This window comes from Aurantimicrobium minutum (genome assembly GCF_029893825.1).
Taxonomy (GTDB): domain Bacteria; phylum Actinomycetota; class Actinomycetes; order Actinomycetales; family Microbacteriaceae; genus Aurantimicrobium; species Aurantimicrobium minutum_C.
Genome location: NZ_JARXXV010000001.1, coordinates 1,393,263 through 1,412,429, shown reverse-complemented (window position 1 = coordinate 1,412,429; position 19,167 = coordinate 1,393,263). Strand labels below are relative to the sequence as shown.

The window sequence follows — 19,167 nt, the reverse complement described above, 5'->3', positions numbered from 1 at the left end:
GTGGCCTACTTAGCCTTCTCGACGATCTCGACCAGACGCCAGCGCTTGGAAGCACTGAGCGGACGGGTCTCGCTGATTACAACCAGGTCACCGATGCCGGCGGTGTTGAGCTCATCGTGAGCCTTAACCTTCGAGCTGCGGCGAATAACCTTGCCGTAGAGAGGGTGCTTCACGCGGTCTTCAACCTCAACAACGATGGTCTTGTCCATCTTGTCGCTGGTTACGTAACCACGACGAACCTTGCGGTAACCGCGAACGATTGCCTCAGTCTCTTCGGCCTTCTTAGCCTTTGCGGTAGCCATTATTCGGTCTCCTCCGCGGTCTCGGCCTTAGCGGCCTTGGTCTTCTTCTCAGCCTTTGCTGGAGCAGATGCTGCAGCAGGCGTTGCACGAATACCGAGCTCGCGCTCACGGAGAACCGTGTAGATGCGTGCGATATCGCGCTTGACAGCACGGAGGCGTCCGTGGCTCTCGAGCTGGCCGGTAGCCGACTGGAAGCGCAGGTTGAACAGCTCTTCCTTCGCCTTACGGAGCTCTTCTACGAGACGCTCGTTGTCAAAGGTGTCCAGCTCGTTGGAACCGAGTTCCTTGGATCCGATAGCCATTATGCGTCTCCCTCCTCGCGCTTGATGATGCGTGCCTTGAGGGGCAGCTTGTGGATTGCACGAGTCATTGCTTCACGAGCAATGGTCTCGTTCACACCGCTGAGCTCGAAGAGAACGCGGCCTGGCTTGACGTTAGCTACCCACCACTCTGGTGAACCCTTACCGGAACCCATGCGGGTTTCAGCTGGCTTCTTGGTCAGAGGACGGTCTGGGTAGATGTTGATCCAAACCTTTCCACCACGCTTGATGTGACGGGTCATCGCGATACGAGCGGACTCGATCTGACGGTTAGTCACATATGCGGGGGTCAGTGCCTGGATACCGAACTCACCGAACGACACCTTGGTGCCACCAGTTGCCTGGCCGGAACGGCCGGGGTGGTGCTGCTTACGGTGCTTTACTCGACGTGGAATCAACATGGTTATGCCTCAACTCCTGCTGCAACCGGAGCCTTCTCGCCCTGTGGGGCGCGACGGGGACGGTCGCTACGCTCGGGACGGACACTCTTCTGGTTAGCCTGCTCGCGAGCAAGTTCCTTGTTAGTGATGTCGCCCTTGTAAATCCATACCTTCACACCAATGCGGCCGAAGGTGGTCTTGGCCTCGTAGAAGCCGTAGTCGATGTTCGCGCGGAGGGTGTGCAGTGGCACACGACCTTCACGGTAGAACTCGGAGCGGCTCATTTCAGCGCCACCCAGACGACCGGACACCTGGATACGAATACCCTTAGCGCCAGCGCGCTGAGCGCCCTGAAGGCCCTTACGCATTGCGCGACGGAAAGCCACACGACCTGCAAGCTGCTCAGCAATACCCTGAGCAACGAGCTGAGCCTCAGCCTCGGGGTTCTTCACCTCGAGGATGTTCAGCTGGATCTGCTTGCCAGTGAGCTTTTCGAGGTCAGCGCGGATGCGCTCAGCCTCGGCGCCACGGCGACCGATCACAATGCCGGGACGGGCAGTGTGAATGTCAACGCGGACGCGGTCACGGGTGCGCTCGATCTCGATGCGTGCAACACCTGCACGGTCGAGAGTGTTGCTGAGCATGCGACGGATCTGGACATCCTCAGTCACGAAGTCAGCGTAACGCTGACCCTTCTTCGTGCTGTCAGAGAACCAACGTGACACGTGGTCAGTGGTGATTCCCAGACGGAAGCCGTAGGGGTTTACTTTCTGGCCCATTACTTGGCCTCCTTCTTCGCAGCCTTGCCAGCAACCTCGAGCTCGTCGGGGGTAGCAAGTACGACAGTGATGTGGCTGGTGCGCTTCAAGATCTTGAATGCGCGACCCTGTGCACGGGGACGGAAACGCTTCAGGGTTGCACCCTCGTCGACAAAAGCTGCCGAAACGAAGAGGTCCTGCTCGTCAAGGAATGCGTTTGCAGCATCTGCCTTGACGCGAGCGTTAGCGATTGCCGAAGCAACAAGCTTGTATACGGGCTCGGATGCGGTCTGAGGTGCGAACTTCAGAATCGCGAGAGCTTCGTGAGCCTGCTTTCCACGGATCAGGTTAACAACGCGTCGAGCCTTCATAGGGGTAACGCGGATGTGACGCACGCGTGCGACTGACTCCACCATTTCTATTCCTCCTATCGTCACCGCGGTTAGCGGCGACGGCCCTTCTTGTCGTCTTTCACGTGACCGCGGAAGGTACGAGTTGGTGCAAATTCACCAAGCTTGTGACCGACCATGGTTTCGGTAACGAACACTGGAATGTGCTTGCGACCGTCGTGAACTGCAATCGTGTGACCGAGCATCGCGGGGATGATCATTGATCGACGTGACCAGGTCTTGATTACGTTCTTTGTGTTGGCCTCGTTCTGGCGAACAACCTTGCGAAGCAGGTGCTCGTCAACGAAGGGGCCCTTCTTAAGACTGCGTGGCATCTTCTGTAACTCCTACTAGCGCTTCTTGCCGACGGTACGACGACGGACGATGAGCTTGTCGCTTTCCTGGTTAGGACGGCGTGTACGGCCTTCCTTCTGACCCCAGGGGCTGACAGGGTGACGACCACCGGAGGTCTTACCCTCACCACCACCGTGTGGGTGGTCGACTGGGTTCATAGCAACACCACGGACGGTTGGGCGAACGCCCTTCCAACGCATGCGGCCAGCTTTACCCCAGTTGATGTTGGACTGTTCTGCGTTACCAACTTCACCAATGGTGGCGCGGCAACGAGCATCAACGTTACGGATTTCACCCGATGGCAGACGAAGCTGCGCGTAGGGGCCGTCCTTAGCAACGAGACGAACAGATGCACCAGCCGAACGAGCCATCTTTGCTCCGCCACCGGGCTTGAGCTCGATCGCGTGGATGACGGTACCGGTTGGGATGTTCTTCAAAGGCAGGTTGTTACCTGGCTTGATGTCAGCGCTTGCGCCCGACTCAACGAAGTCACCCTGGCTCAGCTTGTTGGGTGCCAAGATGTAGCGCTTGGTGCCATCAACGAAGTGGAGCAGTGCAATACGTGCGGTGCGGTTGGGGTCGTACTCTATGTGAGCGACCTTTGCCAATACGCCGTCCTTGTCGTTACGACGGAAGTCGATAACGCGGTACTGGCGCTTGTGGCCACCACCGATGTGACGGGTAGTGATGCGACCCTGGTTGTTGCGGCCACCGGTCTTGGACAGGGGGCGAAGCAGCGACTTTTCAGGAGTCGAACGAGTGATTTCAGCGAAGTCCGCAACACTCGAGCCACGACGGCCCGGGGTTGTGGGCTTGTACTTACGAATAGCCATGATTAATCCTCTTTATCCGTTCCGCTTAGCCAACGGCCGTAAAGATGTCGATGGATCCGGACTTCAGAGTGACGATGGCGCGCTTGGTGTCCTTGCGCTTGCCCTGGCCAAACTTGGTACGGCGGGTCTTGCCCTGACGGTTCAGGGTGTTGATCGAAGCAACCTCAACCGAGAAGATCTTCTCGATAGCGAGCTTGATTTCGGTCTTGTTCGAGCGAGGGTCAACCAGGAAAGTGTACTTACCTTCGTCGATCAGGCCGTAGCTCTTTTCCGAAACGACCGGAGCGATGATGACATCGCGAGGGTCCTTGTTCCACACGTCGAGAGTCATTACTTGACCTCATCCTTCTTCTTGCTGTTCACGAAGGAAGTAATTGCTTCCTGAGTGAACACGATGTCGTCAGAGACGAGCACGTCGTAAGCGTTCAGCTGGTCTGAGTTCAGAACGTGAACGTTAGGCAGGTTGCGAACGCTCTTGAGCGAAAGCTCATCGTTACGCTCAAGAACGATGAGAACGTTCTTGCTCTTAGCGATGGTGTTCAAGAAGTCAGAAGCAACCTTGGTCGAAGGAGTGTTCTCACCGAATGCGGTCACGGCGTGGAGACGTCCACCACGTGCGCGGTCAGAGAGAGCTCCGAGCAGAGCTGCAGCAATCATCTTCTTGGGGGTGCGCTGCGCGTAGCTACGTGGCACGGGTCCGTGCACGATGCCACCACCAGTCATGTGAGGAGCACGGATCGAACCCTGACGAGCGCGACCGGTTCCCTTCTGCTTGAAAGGCTTGCGACCTGCACCAGAAACTTCGCCGCGGCTCTTGACCTTGTGAGTACCCTGACGGGCAGCAGCAAGCTGAGCTACGACAACCTGGTGGATCAGTGGGACGTTGACGGTAACGTCAAAGAGCTCTGCAGGAAGCTCAACGGAGCCTGCCTTCTTGCCCTTGAGGTCAACGACATCGAGAGTGGTAACGGTAGCCATGGACTACGCCCCCTTCACTGCGTTGCGAACGAATACGAGGCGGCCACGTGCACCAGGAACTGCGCCCTTGACAAGCAAGAGGCCCTTCTCTGCGTCTACTGCGTGAACCTTGAGGTTGAGCACGGTTACGCGCTCTCCACCCATACGACCAGCCATGCGCATGCCCTTGAAGACGCGGCTTGGGGTCGAAGAAGCACCGATCGAACCGGGCTTACGGTGGTTACGGTGTGCACCGTGAGATGCGGATACACCGGCGAAGTTGTGACGCTTCATAACACCGGCGAAACCCTTACCCTTGCTGGTACCCATGACGTCGACCTTCTGGCCGGCTTCAAAGGTGGAGTCAACGGTGAGCTCCTGGCCTACGGTGTAGGACGAAGCATCAGGGGTGCGAACCTCAGTGACGTGGCGGCGAGGAGTAACGCCTGCCTTCTCAAAGTGACCGGTCGCAGGCTTGTTTACCTTGCGAGGGTCAATAGCGCCACCGGCGATCTGAACAGCTTCGTAGCCATCCTTCTCAACGGTGCGCAGCTGAGTAACCACGTTAGGAGTGATTTCGATAACGGTAACGGGAACAAGCTTGTTGTTCTCGTCCCATACCTGAGTCATGCCGAGCTTCTTGCCGAGCAGACCCTTAACAGTCTTAGTTGGATTTGCCATGGTGACCTCTACAGCTTGATCTCGATGTTGACATCGGCTGGAAGGTCAAGACGCATGAGCGAGTCAACAGCCTTGGGCGTGGGGTCGACGATGTCGATCAAACGCTTGTGGGTGCGCATCTCAAAGTGCTCGCGGCTGTCCTTGTACTTGTGAGGAGAACGGATTACACAAACCACGTTCTTCTCGGTAGGAAGGGGCACAGGGCCGACAACAGTTGCACCCGCACGGGTTACAGTGTCGACAATCTTGCGCGCCGAGGAGTCAATGACCTCGTGGTCATATGACTTAAGTCGAATGCGGATCTTTTGTCCCGCCATGTGACTCTCTCTTTCATTCAGAGCGTCGTACAGCCTCGGAGCTGCATTGGACGCTTCGCGTTAAAACGCTGGCACTCTACTTTTAGGTGTCGCACCACTGTTTACATGTCAATGCGCTTGGGCTCTCTCCCGCGCGAACACGGCAAAGTCTGGGTTACCCCAGGCTCGACGGAGAGCTTTGGCGATGTCCTCTACCTGCGGCCTAACGTGATCGGAATGTATCCGTCGTTATGCACTGCCAGGGTAGTGATTTCTGCACAAGGGCAGAAAATGTCGAACTTGAAGAGTCTGCCACACTTTATAACCGGAGTGCAACCCGGGCGTGTCGAGGGCTTTGCCCTACAAACACGCCACAGTTGCCTTAGCTGAAGAATGGTCTGGGCAGACCTTCCGCCGCTGCAGCAACTTCCCGTGTTATATGCGAGCGAGCATGATCTGTTGCGAGCTCTAAATTATCAAAGAGATGATTGGGGTGGCGCAGCTGCCCCAGCACTCCCACGCGGGTAATGAGTTCTCGGTGCTGCTCAGGAATTCCCTTGATGATGGCGGTTTTCCCGTCTCTTTCAAGCTGGGTGACGATCTCTGCCAGAATCTGGGCACCGGTGGCATCCAGGAACTGCACACCCGAGAGCTGCACGATGACTACGGACACATCTGGATGTGTCGTCACTTCCTCATGGATCTTGTCGGCAACACCGAAATAGAGAGCCCCGTCTATCCTGAAGAGCGCGATTCGCTCGTCTCCTGGCTGTGCTGGGCCGGGAAGTTCGACCTGATGAACTCTGCCGCGCATGATGAGTGCACGGATCGAGAACAACACTGTGACGATGATGCCCACGACCACTGCTTCAATCAGGTCAAGAGCAACCGTAATCACCGCAGTAGCAATAAAGATGAGCGCATCATGCTTGGTGCTGCGCAGTATCTTCCACGCTGCTGTGCTCGGCACCATTCGCACTGCTGTCACCATGAGAACACCGGCGAGCGCCGCTAACGGAATGCGCGAGACCGGACCTGTGGCCAGATAGACCACGGCCAACAACACTGCGGCGTGAACAATGGCAGCCACACGTGTCTTGCCACCTGAGCGCACATTGACCGCGGTGCGGGCAATGGCGCCTGTGGCTGGCATGCCACCAAAGAATGCCGAGCCCACCGAGGCAAGGCCCTGGCCCACGAGTTCACGGTCGGGATTGAACACTCCCGTGTTTGCCATGCTGGCTGCCACTCGCGCAGAAAGCAGAGATTCAATTGCGGCGAGTGCTGCCACAGCAAGTGCCGGAACCACGAGCTCCCCCACATTCACTCCGGCAAAGTTGGGAAGCCCGGGCATCCCGAGCGAGTTGGGCAGTTCCCCAATGCGCACCAAAGGTGAACCGGTCAGCTCGGCGAAGACCGTAATCACGATGATGCCAATGATGGATCCGGGGACAACCGGAATGAACTTCGGGGTGACCACCATAATCAGTGCCACGATGAGCACAGCCCCGAGCGACCACAGTGCAACATCCAGATTCGCGGCGAGGATGGCACTGAAACCGGAGACCACCGCATTGGTGGATTCCACAAACTCTGGGGAACCCACAGCAGCAGGGATCTGCTGCACAAAGATGATGACGGCAATACCGAGGGTGAAGCCTTCAATCACGGGCCACGGAATAAAGGACACCGAGCGGCCTAGACGAAACAAACCCAAGAGAAGAACAATCACGCCGGCCATCAGGCCAACAATGATGACTGACGCAGCACCGTGAGAGGCAACGATGGGGGCGAGCACCACGACCATCGCCCCGGTGGGGCCAGATACTTGAACATTGGAGCCGCCAAAAACTGCTGCAATAAATCCGGCAACAACGGCAGTGACCAAACCTGCCTCTGCGCCCACGCCAGAACTGACACCAAATGCCAGCGCCAACGGCAGGGCAACAATACCCACGGTGAGTCCAGCGAGAAGGTCTGACTTCCAGGTTCGAGGTAGGGCGGAATAGTCTGCTCGGCTCGGGAGCAGTGACTTCAGCGTCGCCCACATGAGTCCAAGGCTATTCCTGTGGTGCCCAATTACCAGCACCTGAGCTTCCGCTCACGGGGAAGGTTTATCCTTGCACCTTGCCGGAGAATGCAGCGAGTGGTTTGAGAATACTGGGGCGCATGAGGAACCAGCCGGCCACCATAACCACCACTGACAGACCAAACATTCCTGCTCCCAACCACGAAGTTCTGTCATTGGCGGCAAACATCATGTTGAGATTACGCAGTGCACCCGTCGTGAAGACCAAGGTGACGTGGGCCACGATGAAGATGAAGAAGTAGAACAGCACAATGACGTGGAGCTTGCGAGCCACGTTTTCAGGAAAGATTCGGTGCAACCATCCCTGCTTGGGCCACAAGGGTGACAGGCGTAAACCAGTCTTGATGGCAATTGGTGCCGCAATGAACACGGTGACGAAGTAGGCGAGCACCTGCAAGCTGTTGTAATTCACCCAGGCATTTTCTAGCGGCCAACGCAGCGATGCATACTGCAAGGCAGCAGAAGCTGCGTTAGGAAAGACGTCCCACGAAGTGGGAACGATGCGCATCCACTGTCCGGTGACAAACAACATCACGATAAAAATCACACCATTGAGCACCCACAGAAAATCCATCTGGATGTGAAACCAGTGATACAGCCCCATGCGCTGAGCGGGGGTGTTCTTGTTCAGGCGAAACTTGGTCGGAGTCCAGAACGCAGGAGGTCGCTTCTTGGAACGAATGATCCAACCCGTGCGTATAACAAAGAGCAGGAAAAAGAAGTTCAAGAAGTGCTGCCAGCCCAACCACGCAGGGAAACCAACAGGAGCACCCTCAGGCAGCGGAGTTGAACCACGGTAGTTCGAGATAAAGATGGCAACCTCAGGAATGGTGCGCATCCACTGGGCAACCAGGATCACTGCAGTCATCGAAAACAGAAGCACCGCTGACCACCCAGCAACCTTCTTGACCTGCACACTCACCCTTCAAATCTACCGCCAACGAGTGTGGGCCCCGGCAATGCCGGGGCCCACACCGTGTTCAGTAGTGATGGATTACTTTGCTGCAGCTCGCATTTTGTTTGCCACCTCAATGGCATCACCAGCTGGAGCGTCAGACTTGGACGCTGGACGCGCGATGAGCATATACAAAATGCCCGCCACGAGAACCACGCCCAGCCCAAGCCAGGAAGCCCAGTCGGCAACAAAGTTGCCGCTAGCTCCAGGCTGGAGCAACCACAGGATTGCCCAGATGCCATAGAGCAGTGCAGCGATGTTGATGATCAGACCCCATGCACCCAGCTGGAACTGACCAGCAGGCTTCCAACCCTTGAAGCGCTGAACCAGCGAGGCCAGAACGACCGACTGGAAAGCGATGTAAATACCCAGAACTGCGAAAGCGGTAATGGGAACAAGGGTGTCTGGCATTGCATAGATCACGACGGCCAGGATGATGGGGATCACGCTGGCAACGAAGAGAGCGTTGCGGGGAACCTTGGTGCGAGGAGTCAGCTTCGACAACCAGGCACTTGCAGGAAGCATGCCATCGCGTGCCTTGGACTGTATCAGGCGGCTAGCAGCTGCCTGCAGGCTCAAGATGCACGAGATGAATGCCAGCACGGCAACACCGACGAAGATCTTGGCACCGACAACACCGAGGGAAGATTCCAGGATTGCTGGAATGGGGTTCATGTCTTCACCGTTGACGATGCTGATCAGGTTAGGCGCAGCCATGACATATCCGGCGAAGGACATCAGTGCAGAAATTGCACCAACGAAAATCGTCAAATACATTGCCTTCGGAATACGACGCCCGGGGTTGCTTACTTCCTCTGCAACGTCACCACAAGCTTCGAAGCCGTAGAACATGAACAGACCAACCAGTGCGGAAGCAACGAAGGCAGTCATGTAGTCGCCATCGCCCTTACCGAAGGTGTCGAAGAAAACTGACCAGTCGTTACGACGCTGGAAGATGAGCAGGTACAGACCCACACCCACAACACCGACGAGCTCGGCAGCCAGACCGATGCGTGCAATGCGCGACATGGTCTTGGTGCCACCGAGATTCAGTAGCAGTGCCACGAGCAAGATGCCAATGGCGAAGGCAAGGGTTGATTCAGGGGTTACCGCAACGCCAAAGATTTCCATGGCGTAGCCGGTGCTGAATTCAATCACAGCGGTGATGGTTACCAGCATGGCCCAGACATAAATCCAGGAGATCAGCCAGGCATACCGCTTACCCCACAGGCGCCGTGCCCACGGGTAGAGTCCACCGGCAATGGGGAACTGGGACACGATCTCACCGAAGACCAGTGCAACGAGTAGTTGACCACCGGCAACGATCACAATCCACCAGATGGCAGGTGGTCCACCAGTGGAGACGGCGAGAGCGAACAGTGAATAAATCGCTACCAACGGAGAGAGGTAGGTGAATCCGAGAGCGATGTTCCCCCAGAGAGACATGGTGCGTGAATAGCTGGTCTGGTAACCCAGGGCTTTCAGATGCGCATCATCCTCGTGGTGCGTTTGTGAAACGGACTCCGACATGCGAAACCTTTCGGTCTTCACGCTCCATGCAGTCCTGAATTACGGATGCACAACGGCGTGCTGACATTCAGGGTAATCCCAGAAATACCGCAACGCCAGATGAAAATATCCCTGTTATTTGGAGAGTTATTGGTAAGTTGCCGGCGCTGAGGGCAAATAAGCACCACAGGTTAAAAGACTGTGGGCCCCGGCTTTGCCGGGGCCCACGTTCAAGTAAAGAAAATTACTTGATGATCTTGGTTACGGTACCAGCACCTACGGTACGACCACCCTCACGGATAGCGAAGCCGAGGCCCTCTTCCATGGCGATGGGCTGGATCAGCTCAACGGTCATGTCAGTGGTGTCACCAGGCATAACCATTTCCTTGCCCTCAGGCAAGGTGATAACGCCGGTCACGTCAGTGGTACGGAAGTAGAACTGTGGACGGTAGTTTCCGAAGAATGGGTTGTGACGTCCACCCTCATCCTTGGAAAGGATGTAGGCAGTTCCTTCGAAGTTGGTGTGAGGAGTTACGGAACCAGGCTTTACGATAACCTGACCACGCTCAACCTCTTCACGCTTGGTACCGCGGAGGAGGAGACCACAGTTCTCGCCAGCCCATGCTTCATCGAGCTGCTTGTGGAACATCTCAATACCAGTAACAGTGGTCTTCTGAGTGGGGCGGATACCAACGATCTCAACTTCAGAGTTGATGAGGAGGGTACCGCGCTCGGCGCGACCGGTTACAACGGTTCCACGACCGGTGATGGTGAAGACGTCCTCAACAGGCATGAGGAATGGCTTGTCCTTGTCACGTACTGGGTCAGGAACGTTGTTGTCCACTGCTTCCATGAGGTCGAGGATGGACTGGGTCCACTTTGCGTCGCCCTCAAGAGCCTTGAGACCAGATACGCGAACAACAGGAGCGTTGTCGCCATCGAAGCCCTGGCTGGAAAGAAGTTCACGAACCTCGAGCTCTACGAGCTCCAGGATTTCTTCGTCGTCAACCATGTCGGACTTGTTCAGAGCAACGAGGAGGTAAGGAACACCAACCTGCTTTGCGAGCAGAACGTGCTCGCGAGTCTGAGCCATAGGACCGTCGGTAGCAGCAACCACGAGGATTGCGCCATCCATCTGAGCAGCACCGGTGATCATGTTCTTGATGTAGTCGGCGTGACCAGGAGCGTCAACGTGTGCGTAGTGACGCTTAGGGGTCTCGTACTCAACGTGCGAGATGTTGATGGTAATACCGCGCTGACGCTCTTCAGGAGCGGAGTCGATCGACGCGAAGTCGCGCTGAACGTTGGTTGCGGATGGGTAGGTGTCAGCGAGAACCTTGGAGATTGCTGCGGTAAGAGTGGTCTTACCGTGGTCAACGTGACCAATGGTTCCGATGTTTACGTGAGGCTTGTTGCGCTCGAATTTGGCCTTAGCCACGGGGTCCTCCTAGGACATTCGAGTAGCTTCCGGGTGGAAACTACAGGGTTTGGATTATTTTACTGAACTCACAAGGAGCGAAGTTACTCGCCCTTGTTTTTCTGGACGATCTCGTCGGCGACAGCCTTCGGGACCTCGGCGTAGCTGTCGAAAGTCATCGAGTACACCGCACGACCTGAGGTCTTCGACCGCAGATCACCGACGTATCCGAACATTTCCGACAGAGGAACAAGGGCGCTAACGACCTTGACGCCTGTTGCATCTTCCATGGACTGAATTTGTCCACGGCGAGAGTTGAGGTCACCGATAACGTCACCCATGTACTCCTCTGGAGTACGAACTTCAACAGCCATCAGTGGCTCGAGAAGTACGGGGTCAGCCTTTCGGGCCGCCTCCTTGAAGGCCATTGAGCCTGCAAGCTTGAAGGCCATTTCCGATGAGTCAACGTCGTGGTAGGCACCATCAACGAGGATGCCTTTGACGCCGACCATGGGGTAGCCGGCGAGAACACCGACTGCCATAGCGGCCTGGAAACCAGCGTCAACAGATGGGATGTATTCACGAGGAACACGTCCACCAGTGACCTGGTTATCGAATTCGTAGATCTTGTCGCCCTGAACCTCAAGAGGCTCAAGTGAGATCTGCACCTTAGCGAACTGACCTGAACCACCGGTCTGCTTCTTGTGGGTGTAGTCGTGCTTGTCTACCTTGCGACGGATGGTCTCACGGTAGGCAACCTGAGGCTTACCCACGTTTGCTTCAACATTGAACTCGCGACGCATACGGTCTACGAGGATGTCGAGGTGAAGCTCACCCATACCGGAGATCACAGTCTGACCAGTTTCCTGGTCCTGCTCAACACGGAAGGTGGGGTCTTCTTCAGCAAGCTTCTGGATAGCAGTACCGAGCTTCTCCTGGTCAGCCTTGGTCTTAGGCTCAATCGCTACCGAGATAACAGGCTCGGGGAAGCTCATGGACTCCAGAACAATGGGGCTTGCAGGATCGCAGAGGGTGTCACCAGTGGTGGTGTCCTTCAGACCGATCACGGCGTAGATGTGACCAGCAGACATCAGGTCAACAGGGATTTCCTTGTTGGCGTGCATCTGGAAGATCTTGCCGATACGTTCCTTCTTGTCCTTAGTTGCGTTGAGCACCTGAGCACCGGACTCTGCCTTACCCGAGTAAACGCGGGTGTAGGTCAGTCGACCAAAGAAGGGGTGTACTGCAACCTTGAACGCGAGAGCTGCGAAAGGCTCGTTTGCATCTGGCTTACGCTCGAGAACCTTTTCCTCATCACGCACGTCGTGGCCCTGAGTTGCGGCAACGTCGAGTGGGCTGGGGAGGTAGTCAACTACAGCGTCAAGCATGGGCTGAACACCACGGTTCTTGAAGGCAGAGCCACAGAGAACGGGGTAGATCTCAGAAGCGATAACCATCTTGCGGATGGCCTTCTTGATCTCAGCAACGGTGAACTGGTCGTCACCGTTGAGGTAACGCTCGAGCAGGTCATCGTCACCTTCAGCAACAGCTTCGATGAGCTTTGCGCGGTATTCGTTTGCCTTGTCAACGAGATCAGCAGGGATCTCTTCGATGTCGTACTTGGCGCCCATTTCCACGTCACCCTTAGCGTCTCCACGCCAGGTGAGTGCACGCATCTCTACCAGGTCAACAACACCTTCGAAGGTGTTCTCGAAACCGATAGGAAGCTGGATAACAAGTGGCTTAGCGCCCAGACGCTTGACGATGGTGTCTACGGTGAAGTAGAAGTCAGCGCCGAGCTTGTCCATCTTGTTGACGAAGCAGATACGAGGAACGTCGTACTTGTCAGCCTGACGCCATACGGTCTCAGACTGAGGCTCAACACCTTCCTTACCATCGAACACAGCAACAGCACCGTCGAGAACGCGGAGCGAACGCTCCACCTCCACGGTGAAGTCAACGTGACCGGGGGTGTCAATGATGTTGATCTGGTTCTTGTTCCAGAAACAGGTGGTAGCAGCAGAAGTAATGGTGATACCACGCTCCTGCTCCTGTGCCATCCAGTCCATGGTTGACGCACCATCGTGAGTTTCACCGATCTTGTGGTTTACACCGGTGTAGAACAGGATTCGCTCAGTGGTGGTGGTCTTTCCAGCATCAATGTGTGCCATGATGCCGATGTTGCGGACCTTACTTAGGTCAGTGAGGGCTTCTTGAGCCACAGGATTCCTCCGAAATTGTTAGATGAACAGGGTTTGGCTCGATCTACCAGCGGTAGTGAGCGAAGGCCTTGTTCGACTCGGCCATCTTGTGGGTGTCTTCACGACGCTTGACTGCTGCGCCAAGACCGTTGGATGCATCGAGAATCTCGTTCATGAGACGCTCGGTCATGGTCTTTTCGCGACGAGCCTTTGCGTAGCTGGTCAACCAACGCAGTGCGAGGGTGTTTGCACGGTGAGGCTTAACCTCAACGGGGACCTGGTAGGTCGAACCACCAACACGGCGAGAGCGAACCTCAAGGGTGGGGCGCACGTTGTCGAGTGCCTTCTTGAGAGTAACTACTGCATCTGCACCGGTCTTAGCGGTTACACCTTCGAGTGCACCATAAACGATGCGCTCTGCGAGACCCTTCTTGCCATCAAGAAGAATCTTGTTGACGAGCTGGGTGACAATGGGGGCGCCGTATACGGGATCGGCAACTACTGGACGCTTAGGAGCGGGACCTTTACGAGGCATTACTTCTTCTCCATCTTTGCGCCGTAGCGGCTACGAGCCTGCTTGCGGTTCTTTACGGCCTGGGTGTCGAGTGCACCACGAACGATCTTGTAACGAACACCGGGGAGGTCCTTAACACGACCACCACGTACGAGCACCATCGAGTGCTCCTGGAGGTTGTGACCTTCACCGGGGATGTAGGCGGTTACTTCGGTACCGTTGCTGAGCTTGACACGAGCAACCTTACGAAGAGCCGAGTTGGGCTTCTTTGGGGTGGTGGTGTACACACGGGTGCATACTCCACGCTGCTGAGGGTTCGACTTGAGGGCTGGTGCCTTGGTCTTGGTGACCTTGGGCGTACGTCCCTTACGAACCAACTGGTTAATAGTTGGCACTATTTACTCCTTGATAAAACTGCACGGTGACAGTCGCTAAACGATTTAGCTAAACATCTGCCGCGACGCCACGAGTGTGGAGCCATTTATAGGCAGATATGCCGTGGGGGTTCACCACCGGAAAGTGGGTTGACCCTTAAGGTGTTTCTGGCACGCAAAACGCACCAAGGCAAAAGCTTATCTCAGCTAGCCCGGCGCGGTCAAACGGCAGTTTTACTCCTGCACACCTTCGGGTGCATCACGGAGCTTGCGACCCTTGACTGCAATCCAGCCACCAAACCAGATGGGGATCTCCCGAGAGAGTACGACAGCGACCAAAACCAGTGGGTTAAAGGCAATTCCGTGCCACATAAAGTCGATTGCCTCACTGAAGGTGAGCGTCCATGCCCGCACCGTAAGCAAACCTGCCCCAATCGCGGTGGCATAGGTCAAGATGGCCACCACAAGCCCCCAGAGCACGAACGTGCGCCAGTGACCCTTGTTAATCAACACCGCCAAGATGACGAAGTAGAGGGTGAACGCAATCGAAGTCAGCCAGAATACGGGGGTGCTCAAGAAGGTAATAGTGCGGTCCTGGATAAAGACTGAGGCAAGGGTTCCCTCAGAAGAATCCCCATACATCCACGCCGCCGCGCTGTAGCCCCAGGAAGCCAGTGCATAGAGAACGGTAAAGACGACTCCGCCCACAAGCGCAACAACAGCACCGGTTGTGCGGTTGCTGGGCGCAGCCTCAACCGCAGGAGCATCCTCGGTTGTTGCCGAAGCATTGACCCCGGCAAAGCCCAAGCCAGTGGGTTCTTCCTCGGGGGCAGGCTTAAAGAACTCGGGGTGCTCAGTTGTGGGGTCACTCATGATGCGCCTAAGCGTATAACGACGAAAGCCCCGCCAAGTGGCGGGGCTTTCGGTAAGTCTCAAACTCGGTAAAGAGTTCGATTCCTACTTAGTTGTAGTTACCAGAGAAGTCATCCGACGAGAAAGACTCGAAGTCGACAAAGCTCAGGTCAGCGTCGGAGAAGTCGCCCTCTGCCGCAAAGATGCGGTTGGGGTAACGCTCTGCCTTAGCTTCCTCGGTTGCCTCGACAGCGATGTTGCGGTACTTCGCAAGACCGGTTCCGGCGGGGATGAGCTTACCGATGATGACGTTCTCCTTGAGGCCAACGAGAGGATCGGACTTGCCGTCCATCGCAGCCTGGGTGAGAACACGAGTGGTCTCCTGGAAGGATGCAGCCGACAGCCACGACTCGGTGGCCAGTGATGCCTTGGTAATACCAAGAACTTCCTGACGAGCCGAAGCAGTCTTCTTGCCTTCAGTGAGAGCAGCGCGGTTGAGCTCGGTGTAACGCGAGCGGTCAACGAGCTCACCTGGGAGGAGTTCGGTGTCACCGTGCTCAACAACAGTTACCTTGCGGAGCATCTGACGAACGATGACCTCAATGTGCTTGTCGTGGATAGGAACACCCTGCGAGCGGTAAACGCCCTGCACGCCACCAACGAGGTGCTGCTGCACGGCGCGAACACCCTGTACGCGCAGAACTTCCTTGGGGTCAACGGTTCCAACCTGGAGCTGCTGTCCGAGTTCAACGTGGTCTCCATCAGAAACGAGGAGAGTCGAACGCTTGAGCACAGGGTAGATCACGGCCTCGTCACCATTGTCTGGTGTGAGGATAACCTTACGGCTCTTGTCGGTCTCTTCGATGGTGATGCGACCAGCAGTCTCAGCGATAGGCGATGCACCCTTAGGGGTACGTGCTTCGAAGAGCTCCTGAACACGGGGCAGACCCTGGGTGATGTCGTCTGCACCAGCGGTACCACCAGTGTGGAAGGTACGCATGGTGAGCTGAGTACCAGGTTCACCAATGGACTGTGCAGCGATAATACCTACAGCTTCACCGATGTCGACGAGCTTGCCGGTAGCCAAAGAACGGCCGTAGCAGGCTGCACATACACCAGTTGCGGACTCACAGGTGAGGACTGAGCGGACCTTGACCTCGTGGATACCAGCAGCGATGAGGGTGTCGATCAGAACGTCACCTGCGTCGTCGCCAGCCTTTGCGATGACGTTGCCCTTGGGGTCAACAGCATCTGCAGCGAGGCTGCGAGCGTAGATGGAGTTCTCCACGTTTGCGTCACGGACGAGCTCACCGGCTGCGTTAGCAGTTGCGATAGGCAGGTCGAGACCCTTGGTGGTGCCACAGTCCTCTTCGCGGATGATGACATCCTGCGATACGTCGACGAGACGACGAGTGAGGTAACCGGAGTCTGCAGTACGCAGAGCGGTGTCAGCCAGACCCTTACGAGCACCGTGGGTAGCGATGAAGTACTCCACAACGGAGAGACCTTCACGGTACGAGTTGATGATCGGACGAGGGATAATTTCACCCTTCGGGTTGTTCACCAGACCACGCATACCCGCGATGTTACGAACCTGCAGCCAGTTACCACGAGCACCAGAGGTGACCATGCGGTTAATGGTGTTGTTCGCAGGGAAGTTCTTCTGCATAGCTTCAGCAACTTCAGCAGTAGCGTCGGTCCAGATCTTGATCAGTTCCTGACGACGTTCGTTGTCAGTGATCATGCCCTTCTCGAACTCAGACTGAACCTTCGCAGCCAGCTTCTCGTAACCAGCAACGATTTCGCGCTTGTTAGGAGGAGTGAGAACGTCGGAGAGTGCAACGGTCACACCTGAGCGAGTAGCCCAGTGGAAACCAGCATCCTTGATGTTGTCAAGGGTGGCAGCAACCACAGTCTTGGGGTAACGCTCAGCGAGGTCGTTGACGATAGCCGAGATGGTGCCCTTGTCAGCAACCTTCTGGATGTAGGGGTAGTCAGCGGGCAGAGCCTCGTTGAACAGTGCCTGACCCAAAGTGGTGTTGACCAATACAGGACCGCCGGTGTAACCCTCAGGTGCTTCACCCTCAGCGAAGACAACGTCGTTCAGACGAATACGTGCCATTGCGTTGAGGTCCAGCGTGTGCTGATCGTGAGCGAGGATTGCTTCAGCAATCGAGCTGAATGCGCGACCTTCACCGGTTGCACCTTCCTTCACGGTAGTGAGGTGGTGCAGACCAATGATCATGTCCTGGGTAGGCAGGGTCACGGGACGACCGTCTGAAGGCTTGAGGATGTTGTTCGAAGCAAGCATCAAGATGCGAGCTTCGGCCTGAGCCTCAACCGAGAGCGGAAGGTGAACAGCCATCTGGTCACCGTCGAAGTCAGCGTTGAACGCAGCACATACGAGAGGGTGCAGCTGAATAGCCTTACCTTCAATGAGCTGAGGTTCGAATGCCTGAATACCGAGACGGTGCAGGGTTGGTGCGCGGTTCAGCAGAACTGGACGCTCGCGGATGATCTCTTCGAGAACATCCCACACCTGGGGACGGCTACGCTCAACCATGCGCTTTGCGCTCTTGATGTTCTGAGCGTGGCTCAGGTCGATCAGACGCTTGATGACGAATGGCTTGAACAGCTCGAGAGCCATCTGCTTAGGCAGACCACACTGGTGCAGCTTCAGCTGAGGACCAACGATAATAACGGAACGACCGGAGTAGTCCACGCGCTTACCGAGCAGGTTCTGACGGAAACGTCCCTGCTTACCCTTGAGCATGTCAGAGAGCGACTTGAGCGCACGGTTACCGGTACCGGTAACGGGACGTCCACGACGACCGTTGTCGAAGAGTGCATCCACAGCTTCCTGAAGCATGCGCTTTTCGTTGTTGACGATGATCTCAGGTGCACCGAGGTCAAGCAGACGACGCAGACGGTTGTTGCGGTTGATCACACGACGGTAAAGGTCGTTGAGGTCAGAGGTCGCAAAACGTCCACCGTCGAGCTGAACCATGGGGCGAAGCTCTGGTGGGATCACAGGAACAACATCGAGAACCATCGCTGCAGGCGAGGTACCGGTGTTGAGGAAGGAAGAAACTACCTTGAGGCGCTTGATCGCACGGATCTTCTTAGCACCCTTACCCTCGGTGATCTCCAGGCGAAGCGATTCTGCTTCAGCTTCGAGGTCGAAGGTCTCCAGGCGGCGCTTGATAGCTTCGGCACCCATGAAAGCGTCGAAGTACAGGCCGTAGCGGTCTACCAGCTCGTTGAAGACAGCGTCTTCAGGCTTGAGGTCGCCTACCTTGAGGTTGCGGAAGTCATCCCAGACGCGCTCAAGACGAGCGATTTCTTCGTCGATGGACTTACGAATCTGAGACATTTCCTTCTCAGCTACGTCCTTCGCACGACGCTTCTGGTCTGCCTTAGCACCTTCAGCTTCGAGAGCTGCCAGGTCGTTCTCCAGGCGCTGCATGCGGTCAGCGATTCGAGAGTCGCGCTGGTCACCCAGGGTCTTCAGCTCGAGACGAAGCTCGTTCTCCAGACCAGGCATGTCAGCGTGACGGCCCTCTTCATCGATGTCGATGACCATGTAGGCAGCGAAGTAGATGACCTTTTCGAGGTCCTTGGGAGCCATGTCCAGGAGGTAACCCAGACGGCTAGGAACACCCTTGAAGTACCAGATGTGAGTAACGGGAGCAGCCAACTCAATGTGACCCATGCGCTCACGGCGCACGGATGACTTGGTGACCTCTACGCCACAGCGCTCACAAACGATGCCCTTGAAGCGGACACGCTTGTACTTGCCACAGGAGCATTCCCAGTCGCGAGAAGGTCCGAAGATCTGCTCACCAAAGAGGCCGTCCTTCTCAGGCTTGAGGGTACGGTAGTTGATTGTTTCGGGCTTCTTGACCTCACCAAACGACCAACGACGAATGTCGTCAGCAGTGGCCAGACCGATACGAAGCTTGTCAAAAGCGGTTGCGTCGAGCAAT

General features: G+C 56.2%; 20 protein-coding genes. All 20 read right to left on the bottom strand.

Annotated features, from left to right (window positions below; translation table 11 throughout):
- Window positions 1-5 precede the first annotated feature (5 nt).
- Window positions 6-302, bottom strand: coding sequence for a 30S ribosomal protein S17 (rpsQ, locus tag M2120_RS06925; RefSeq protein WP_096382535.1), 297 nt, complete (start codon window positions 300-302; stop codon window positions 6-8).
- Window positions 302-604: a 50S ribosomal protein L29 gene (rpmC, locus tag M2120_RS06920; RefSeq protein WP_280797970.1), complete on the bottom strand. Its 303-nt coding sequence runs from the start codon at window positions 602-604 to the stop codon at window positions 302-304. The genes rpsQ and rpmC overlap by 1 nt, the downstream gene beginning before the upstream one ends.
- The gene (gene rplP / locus M2120_RS06915) at window positions 604-1,023 is read right to left on the bottom strand and encodes a 50S ribosomal protein L16 (protein ID WP_096382539.1); all 420 of its coding nucleotides are present in this window, start codon (window positions 1,021-1,023) and stop codon (window positions 604-606) included. Before rplP ends, rpmC begins: the two co-directional genes overlap by 1 nt.
- Before the next feature lie 2 nt (window positions 1,024-1,025).
- Window positions 1,026-1,781: a 30S ribosomal protein S3 gene (gene rpsC, locus M2120_RS06910; protein ID WP_280797969.1), complete on the bottom strand. Its 756-nt coding sequence runs from the start codon at window positions 1,779-1,781 to the stop codon at window positions 1,026-1,028.
- Complete coding sequence (gene rplV / locus M2120_RS06905) at window positions 1,781-2,176, bottom strand: 50S ribosomal protein L22 (RefSeq protein ID WP_280797968.1); 396 nt, start codon at window positions 2,174-2,176, stop codon at window positions 1,781-1,783. The genes rpsC and rplV overlap by 1 nt, the downstream gene beginning before the upstream one ends.
- 26 nt (window positions 2,177-2,202) lie before the next feature.
- Window positions 2,203-2,484: a 30S ribosomal protein S19 gene (gene rpsS / locus M2120_RS06900; RefSeq protein ID WP_096382546.1), complete on the bottom strand. Its 282-nt coding sequence runs from the start codon at window positions 2,482-2,484 to the stop codon at window positions 2,203-2,205.
- A gap of 15 nt (window positions 2,485-2,499) precedes the next feature.
- Complete coding sequence (rplB, locus tag M2120_RS06895; RefSeq protein ID WP_277494943.1) at window positions 2,500-3,336, bottom strand: 50S ribosomal protein L2; 837 nt, start codon at window positions 3,334-3,336, stop codon at window positions 2,500-2,502.
- A gap of 25 nt (window positions 3,337-3,361) precedes the next feature.
- Entirely contained in the window at window positions 3,362-3,667 is a 306-nt protein-coding gene (gene rplW, locus M2120_RS06890; protein ID WP_110232724.1) for a 50S ribosomal protein L23, read from the bottom strand.
- Entirely contained in the window at window positions 3,667-4,314 is a 648-nt protein-coding gene (rplD, locus tag M2120_RS06885; RefSeq protein WP_280797967.1) for a 50S ribosomal protein L4, read from the bottom strand. The genes rplW and rplD overlap by 1 nt, the downstream gene beginning before the upstream one ends.
- A gap of 3 nt (window positions 4,315-4,317) precedes the next feature.
- Window positions 4,318-4,974 (bottom strand): 50S ribosomal protein L3, encoded by a 657-nt coding sequence (rplC, locus tag M2120_RS06880; protein ID WP_280797966.1) that lies wholly within the window; start codon window positions 4,972-4,974, stop codon window positions 4,318-4,320.
- Window positions 4,975-4,982: 8 nt separating this feature from the next.
- Entirely contained in the window at window positions 4,983-5,291 is a 309-nt protein-coding gene (rpsJ, locus tag M2120_RS06875; protein WP_030147986.1) for a 30S ribosomal protein S10, read from the bottom strand.
- A 361-nt stretch (window positions 5,292-5,652) separates the two neighbouring features.
- Window positions 5,653-7,320, bottom strand: a complete 1,668-nt coding sequence (locus M2120_RS06870; protein ID WP_280797965.1) for a SulP family inorganic anion transporter — start codon at window positions 7,318-7,320, stop codon at window positions 5,653-5,655.
- 64 nt (window positions 7,321-7,384) lie between these two features.
- Entirely contained in the window at window positions 7,385-8,281 is an 897-nt protein-coding gene (locus M2120_RS06865) for a cytochrome b/b6 domain-containing protein (protein WP_280797964.1), read from the bottom strand.
- A 72-nt stretch (window positions 8,282-8,353) separates the two neighbouring features.
- Complete coding sequence (locus M2120_RS06860; protein WP_280797963.1) at window positions 8,354-9,844, bottom strand: APC family permease; 1,491 nt, start codon at window positions 9,842-9,844, stop codon at window positions 8,354-8,356.
- A gap of 223 nt (window positions 9,845-10,067) precedes the next feature.
- Complete coding sequence (gene tuf, locus M2120_RS06855; protein WP_280797962.1) at window positions 10,068-11,261, bottom strand: elongation factor Tu; 1,194 nt, start codon at window positions 11,259-11,261, stop codon at window positions 10,068-10,070.
- 83 nt (window positions 11,262-11,344) lie between these two features.
- Entirely contained in the window at window positions 11,345-13,462 is a 2,118-nt protein-coding gene (gene fusA / locus M2120_RS06850; RefSeq protein ID WP_280797961.1) for an elongation factor G, read from the bottom strand.
- A gap of 43 nt (window positions 13,463-13,505) precedes the next feature.
- Window positions 13,506-13,976, bottom strand: a complete 471-nt coding sequence (gene rpsG / locus M2120_RS06845) for a 30S ribosomal protein S7 (RefSeq protein ID WP_096382567.1) — start codon at window positions 13,974-13,976, stop codon at window positions 13,506-13,508.
- Window positions 13,976-14,350: a 30S ribosomal protein S12 gene (gene rpsL, locus M2120_RS06840; protein ID WP_096382570.1), complete on the bottom strand. Its 375-nt coding sequence runs from the start codon at window positions 14,348-14,350 to the stop codon at window positions 13,976-13,978. Before rpsL ends, rpsG begins: the two co-directional genes overlap by 1 nt.
- 213 nt (window positions 14,351-14,563) lie before the next feature.
- Entirely contained in the window at window positions 14,564-15,202 is a 639-nt protein-coding gene (locus tag M2120_RS06835) for a hypothetical protein (protein ID WP_280797960.1), read from the bottom strand.
- An 88-nt stretch (window positions 15,203-15,290) separates the two neighbouring features.
- Window positions 15,291-19,166, bottom strand: coding sequence for a DNA-directed RNA polymerase subunit beta' (gene rpoC, locus M2120_RS06830; RefSeq protein WP_280797959.1), 3,876 nt, complete (start codon window positions 19,164-19,166; stop codon window positions 15,291-15,293).
- Between the last annotated feature and the right edge of the window lies 1 nt (window position 19,167).

What these genes read in the sequence shown, in the direction of transcription:
- M2120_RS06870 (WP_280797965.1), bottom strand. Translation starts at nt 7,320, where the DNA reads ATGTGGGCGACGCTGAAGTCACTGCTCCCGAGCCGAGCAGACTATTCC.
- rpsQ (WP_096382535.1), bottom strand. Translation starts at nt 302, where the DNA reads ATGGCTACCGCAAAGGCTAAGAAGGCCGAAGAGACTGAGGCAATCGTT.
- rplB (WP_277494943.1), bottom strand. Translation starts at nt 3,336, where the DNA reads ATGGCTATTCGTAAGTACAAGCCCACAACCCCGGGCCGTCGTGGCTCG.
- rpsS (WP_096382546.1), bottom strand. Translation starts at nt 2,484, where the DNA reads ATGCCACGCAGTCTTAAGAAGGGCCCCTTCGTTGACGAGCACCTGCTT.
- rpsC (WP_280797969.1), bottom strand. Translation starts at nt 1,781, where the DNA reads ATGGGCCAGAAAGTAAACCCCTACGGCTTCCGTCTGGGAATCACCACT.
- rpsJ (WP_030147986.1), bottom strand. Translation starts at nt 5,291, where the DNA reads ATGGCGGGACAAAAGATCCGCATTCGACTTAAGTCATATGACCACGAG.
- rplP (WP_096382539.1), bottom strand. Translation starts at nt 1,023, where the DNA reads ATGTTGATTCCACGTCGAGTAAAGCACCGTAAGCAGCACCACCCCGGC.
- rplV (WP_280797968.1), bottom strand. Translation starts at nt 2,176, where the DNA reads ATGGTGGAGTCAGTCGCACGCGTGCGTCACATCCGCGTTACCCCTATG.
- M2120_RS06835 (WP_280797960.1), bottom strand. Translation starts at nt 15,202, where the DNA reads ATGAGTGACCCCACAACTGAGCACCCCGAGTTCTTTAAGCCTGCCCCC.
- rpmC (WP_280797970.1), bottom strand. Translation starts at nt 604, where the DNA reads ATGGCTATCGGATCCAAGGAACTCGGTTCCAACGAGCTGGACACCTTT.
- M2120_RS06860 (WP_280797963.1), bottom strand. Translation starts at nt 9,844, where the DNA reads ATGTCGGAGTCCGTTTCACAAACGCACCACGAGGATGATGCGCATCTG.
- rplW (WP_110232724.1), bottom strand. Translation starts at nt 3,667, where the DNA reads ATGACTCTCGACGTGTGGAACAAGGACCCTCGCGATGTCATCATCGCT.
- rplD (WP_280797967.1), bottom strand. Translation starts at nt 4,314, where the DNA reads ATGGCTACCGTTACCACTCTCGATGTCGTTGACCTCAAGGGCAAGAAG.
- rpsG (WP_096382567.1), bottom strand. Translation starts at nt 13,976, where the DNA reads ATGCCTCGTAAAGGTCCCGCTCCTAAGCGTCCAGTAGTTGCCGATCCC.
- rplC (WP_280797966.1), bottom strand. Translation starts at nt 4,974, where the DNA reads ATGGCAAATCCAACTAAGACTGTTAAGGGTCTGCTCGGCAAGAAGCTC.